Genomic DNA, 5,236 nt, shown 5'->3' with positions numbered 1-5,236 from the left:
CCGTCCGCCACCTCGACCGGGATCGCGAACCCGATCGCCGCACCCTCCGACGAACGCACCGCCGGCCGCGGCCGATCGGCGGGCAGCTCCAACGTCGGCACCCCAGCCAACCGGTGCCGCCAATAGCCGCGCTGACCCTCCAGGACATCACCGGACAGCCACTGCCGCTGCCACACCGCGAAGTCGGCATACTGCACCGGCAACGGCGCCAGCACCGCCCCGGCGTACAACGCCTCGAGCTCACGCAGCAGGATGCCGGCCGACCACTCGTCGCTGATGACGTGGTGCATCGACAGCGCCAGGACGTGCTCGTCGGCGGCGATGCGCATCAGCGCGGCCCGGAACAGCGGCCCGGCCGCGAGGTCGAACGGCTCCTGCACCGGCAGCACGTCCACCAACGGCAGCTCGAACCGCTCCGGCGCCGGGTCGATCACCTGCCACGGCACCCCATCCGCACCGGCGACCAGCCGCGTGCGCAGCACCTCGTGCCGGGCCACCAGGGCCGTCAGCGCGCCGGTCAGCGTCTCGACGTCGAGGTCGCCGTCGAGCGGCACCGTCATCGGCGTGTTGTACTCCACCGATCCCGGGTCGAGCTGCTGCAGGAACCACAGCCGCTGCTGCGCGAACGACAACGGCAGCGGGCCGGTGCGCTGGACCGGCACCAGCGGCGGGGCGGCCGCGCCGGGCGACGCCGCGTCGATGACCGCCGCCAGCGCCGCGACGGTCGGGGCGTCGAAGACCGCCGCGACCGGCACCTCGACCCCGAACCCGGTCCGGATCCGCGAGACGACCCGGGTGGCGAGCAGCGAGTGCCCGCCGAGGGCGAAGAAGTCGTCGGTGGCCCCGACCCGGTCGACCCCGAGCAGGTCGGCCCACAGCTCGGCGAGCCGGCGCTGGGTCGCCCCGGCCGCCGGGACGAACTCGCCGCCGAGGTCGGGGCGGGCGCCGTCCGGGCTGGGCAGCGCGGCCCGGTCGACCTTCCCGTTCGGGCTCAGCGGCAGCGCGGCGAGCTCGACGAAGACGGCCGGGACCTGGTGCTGCGGCATCCGCGCGGCGCACCAGGCCCGCAGCTGCTCGACCGTCGGCGGCTCGGCGCCGGCCGCCGGGACCAGGTAGGCGATCAGGCGCTCGCCGGCTGGGTCGGCGGTCACGACCGCCGCGGCGACGGCGGGGTGCGCGGCCAGGACGTGCTCGACCTCGCCCGGCTCGATCCGGTAGCCACGCACGTTGAGCTGCAGGTCCAGCCGGCCCTGGAAGAGCAGGGCGCCGTCTTCGGCGCGGCGGACACGGTCGCCGGTGCGGTACAGCCGCGAACCGTCGGCGGCGAAGGGGTCCGGAACGAACCGTTGCGCGGTCAGGTCGGGCCGGCCGGCGTAGCCCCGGGTGATGCCGGCGCCAGCGATGAACAGCTCGCCGTCGACGCCTGCGGGTACCGGGCGGAGCCGGCCGTCCAGGACGTGGAGGCGGACGCCCGGCAGCGGGCCGCCGACCGGGACCGGGCCGTCGAGGACGTCCGGGCCGTCGAGGACGTCCGGGCCGTCGAGTGCGTGGCTGGTCGAGTCGATGGTGGCCTCGGTGACGCCGTAGGCGGTCAACAGCCGGACGTCCGGGCCGAGGACGCGACGGGCCCGCTCGGCCGCCGCGCCCTGCCACACGTCGGTGGTCACCACGACGTGGCGCAGCCGCGGCAGCCGCCGCCCGGTGCGCTCGACGAAGTCGACCAGGTCGTCCAGGTACCGCGGCGCGCACTCGAGGGCCTCGACCGCCTCCTCGGACAGCAGCTCCCACCACTGCGGCGCCGCCAGCTGGGCGCCGGGGCTGCCGATCAGCAGGGTGCCGCCCGATCCCAGCGCCCGCAGCAGGTCGCCGGTGAACACGTCGAAGCTGGCGCTGGCGAGGGTGAGCCAGCGGTACCCGGCCGGGCCGAAGTGCGCGCCGGTCCAGCCGGCGAACACACCGAGCAGCGCGGCGTGCGGCACCACGGTGCCCTTGGGCCGGCCGGTCGACCCGGACGTGTAGATCACGCAGGCCGCCTGCCCGGCGTCGGTCGTGTGCCGGTCGGCGAAGTCAGCACCACCGGCCGGGTCGTCGACCCACACCGTGGCGGGGACCGGGGGCAGCGCGTCGGCTACCGCGCGGTCGGCGACCACGACCGCTACGCCGGCGTCGGCCACCATGAATGCCAGCCGCTCGGCCGGATACTGCGGGTCGAGGGCCAGGTAGGCGCCGCCGGCCCGCCACACCGCCAGGATCGCCGCCACGAGGTCGACCCCGCGCGGCAGGCACACGCCGACCACGGTCTCCGGGCCCACGCCCGCCGCCCGCAGCCGGCCGGCCAGCTCACCCGCCCGCGCCCACAGCTGTGCATACGTCAGCTCCCCGACGACGTCGCCGGCGACGGCCCGCACCGCCGGGTGGTCGCCGGCCGCCTCGACCCGGGCGCGGATCAGGGCGTCGACCCCGGCCGGGCCCGGCCGGGCGGCCTGCGTGGCGTTCCAGCGGGCGAGCAGCTCGCGCTCCGGGCCGGTGAGCAGCTCGATCTCCGACAGTGGCCGCCGCGGGTCCTCGGCGACTGCGGCGAGGACCGTGGTCAGGTGTCCGGCCAGCCGGCGGATCCGGGCCTCGTCGAAGAGCCGGGTGCTGTACTCCAGCGAGCCGACCAGCCCCTGCCCCGCCTCCCGAAGCGTCACGGTGAGGTCGTAGATGGCGGGTACCGGTACCAGAGCATCCGACACGACCGGAGCACCGACGCCGTCCGCGGCCGCCGCGTAGGCGAACAGCACCTGGAACAGCGGCGTGCGCGACCGGTCGCGCTGGGCGCCGAGCTCGTCGACGAGCTGCTCGAACGGCAGGTCCTGGTGGTCGTACGCGGCCAGGGTCGAGGAACGCACCCGCCGCAGCACCTCGGCGAAGTCGGGGTCGCCGGACAGGTCCGTGCGCAGGACGAGGGTGTTGACGAAGAAGCCGATCAGACCCTCGATCTCGGCCCGGTTACGGTTCGCGATCGGCGTTCCCAGCACCACGTCGTCCTGGTCGGCGTGCCGGCCGAGGACCACTGCCAGCGCCGACATCGCCACCATGAACATCGACGCGCCGGCCTGACGGGCGACCGCCCGCAGCCCGTCGGCGACCTCGGCCGGCACGCCGAACGCGACCGACGCGCCCTCGGCGGAGCGCACCGCCGGGCGGGGGCGGTCCGTCGGCAGCTCCAGCACGGGCGCACCGGCCAGCCGCTCCCGCCAGAAGTCGGCCTGCGCCCGCAGGACCTCGCCGGTCAGCGAACGGCGCTGCCAGAGGGCGAAGTCGGCGTACTGGATCGGCAGCTCCGGCAGGCCCGCATCGGTGCCGTCGCGGAACGCGGCGTGCAGCGCCGCCAGCTCACGGCGCAGGATGCCGTTGGACCACTCGTCGCCGACCACGTGATGCTTGGCGATCGCCAGCACGTGCCGCTCGGCGCCGAGGCGCAGCAGCGTCGCCCGGAAGACCGGGCCGGTCGCCAGGTCGATCGGCGCCTGCCGGTCGGCGACGAGCCACTCCCGGGTCGCCGCCTCGGGGTCCGGCGCGCCCGACAGGTCGACGACGGGCAGGTCGAACGCCGACGGCGGATCGATGACCTGATACGGGACGCCGTCCTCGTCCATGATCAGCCGGGTGCGCAGGACCTCGTGCCGGGCCGTGAGCGCCCCCAGCGCCCGGCCCAGGTCCCGGGCGTCGAGCGCGCCGTCGAGCGGGATCGCGCTCGGCGAGTTGTACTCCACCGAGCCGGGATCAAGCTGGGCGAGGAACCACAGCCGCTCCTGGGCGAACGACAGCGGCAGCCGCCCGGTCCGCTCCCTCGCGACCAGCGGCTCCTCGCGGCGCGCGCCACCCGACCCGGCCTGCACCAGCGCGATGAGCTCGTCGCGATGGTCCCGGATGAGCCGGCTCAGCTCGGGCGTGAGCACGTCCTTGGCCGCGACGCCGCTCAACTGGCCGTCGGCGACATAGAGGCGTACGCCGCGACGGGCCAGTTCTTCGAGCAGTTCGGCAGCGGAGATGCTCATCGCACGACACCCTCTTCGTCGGCTCGGGCCCATCCGGAATCGAACCGGCCCGGATTACAGCGCCCAGCGCACACCGCCGCGCCCGGACAGTTGTTCGGGCGCGGCGCATGGAGAGCTGTACAAACCGTGGCACGGAGGCGAACCGTCCGGAAGGCGTCACCAGGAGGGCGTTAGATGAGCCCCATCGAGGCTCCATCCGGCCTAGGACGTGGCGAACATCGGCTGCAACCCGGCCGGCAGCTGCTTGCGGCACTCCTCCTGCTCCGGGACGGCGGGCCGGGTCTTGTCCAGCAGCGAAGCCGACTGCCCGGTGAGCAGGAACGTGCCGTCATCGCGCGGGTCGGGGAAGTCGGCCACCCCGGCGTTGCGCATGCAGGCCGCGAACTGGCGCAGTTTCGCCATGTCGTCGGACGTCAGCTTGGGCTGCGTCTGGCCGCCGCCGGACTTGGCCTGCCGGGCCAGGTCCGCGCAGGCGTCCGGAACGGTGCCGACCGCGTCGGGGAAGTCCCACGCGCCCTGGTCGTTCTTCACGGGGTCGCGGAAGTTCGGCTGCCCGTTCTCGCGCAGGCACTTCGCGAAGTTCAGCGCCGCGGCCTGCCCGTCGGGCGTCGCCGACGCTGTGGCCTTGGGCGAGCCGTTGCCGGCGTCGCCACCGCCGCAGCCGGCCAGGACGATCGTCGCCGCCCCGGCCACCACGAGCAGGCGCGTTGCGGTCAGGATGCGTGAGGTCATGTTCCCAGAATCCCGCCGCCGGCCAGCGGCCGCTTCCCCTAAAAGTTCGCGCGCCCGGCGGAATTTGAGGGAGGATGCCGCCCCATCGCTCAGAACCGGAACTCGTCGAACTCGGCGCCCTCCGCAACGACGCCGGTGAGTGCCCGCCGGATCTCCTCGGCCAGCGCACCGACCGTCGGATGATCGAACAGCGCCGCAACGGCCAGCTCGGCGTCGAGCCCGGCCCGAATCCGCGACACGACCTGGGTGGCGAGCAGCGAGTGCCCGCCGAGCTCGAAGAAGTTGTCGTGCACGCCGACCCGCTCGATCCCGAGCACCTCCCCCCAGATCCCGGCCAGCAGCTCCTCGGTCGGCGTCCGCGGCGCCACATAGCTGTCGGCGAGGTCGGGCCGCTCGGTTCCCGGCCCGGGCAGCGCGGCCCGGTTGAGTTTGCCGTTGCCGGTCAGCGGGATCGCATCGAG

At 74.6% G+C, this 5,236-nt stretch carries 3 protein-coding genes; all 3 read right to left on the bottom strand.

What is annotated here, in order from left to right:
* A partial coding sequence (locus tag Dsi01nite_RS56615) for a non-ribosomal peptide synthetase (protein WP_203854839.1) occupies positions 1 to 4,043 on the bottom strand: 4,043 nt, incomplete at its 3' end.
* Between the two features lie 201 nt (positions 4,044 to 4,244).
* A complete protein-coding gene (locus Dsi01nite_RS56610; RefSeq protein ID WP_203854838.1) occupies positions 4,245 to 4,775 on the bottom strand; it encodes a hypothetical protein in 531 nt (176 codons plus the stop codon).
* Positions 4,776 to 4,864: 89 nt separating this feature from the next.
* On the bottom strand, positions 4,865 to 5,236 hold a 372-nt coding region (locus Dsi01nite_RS56605; protein WP_203854837.1), incomplete at its 5' end, for a phosphopantetheine-binding protein.

The sequence above is a fragment of the Dactylosporangium siamense genome (genome assembly GCF_016862795.1).
GTDB classification, from domain to species: Bacteria; Actinomycetota; Actinomycetes; order Mycobacteriales; family Micromonosporaceae; genus Dactylosporangium; species Dactylosporangium siamense.
The sequence above is the reverse complement of the archived record's forward strand: the minus strand, read 5'-3'. Positions and strand labels throughout refer to the sequence as shown.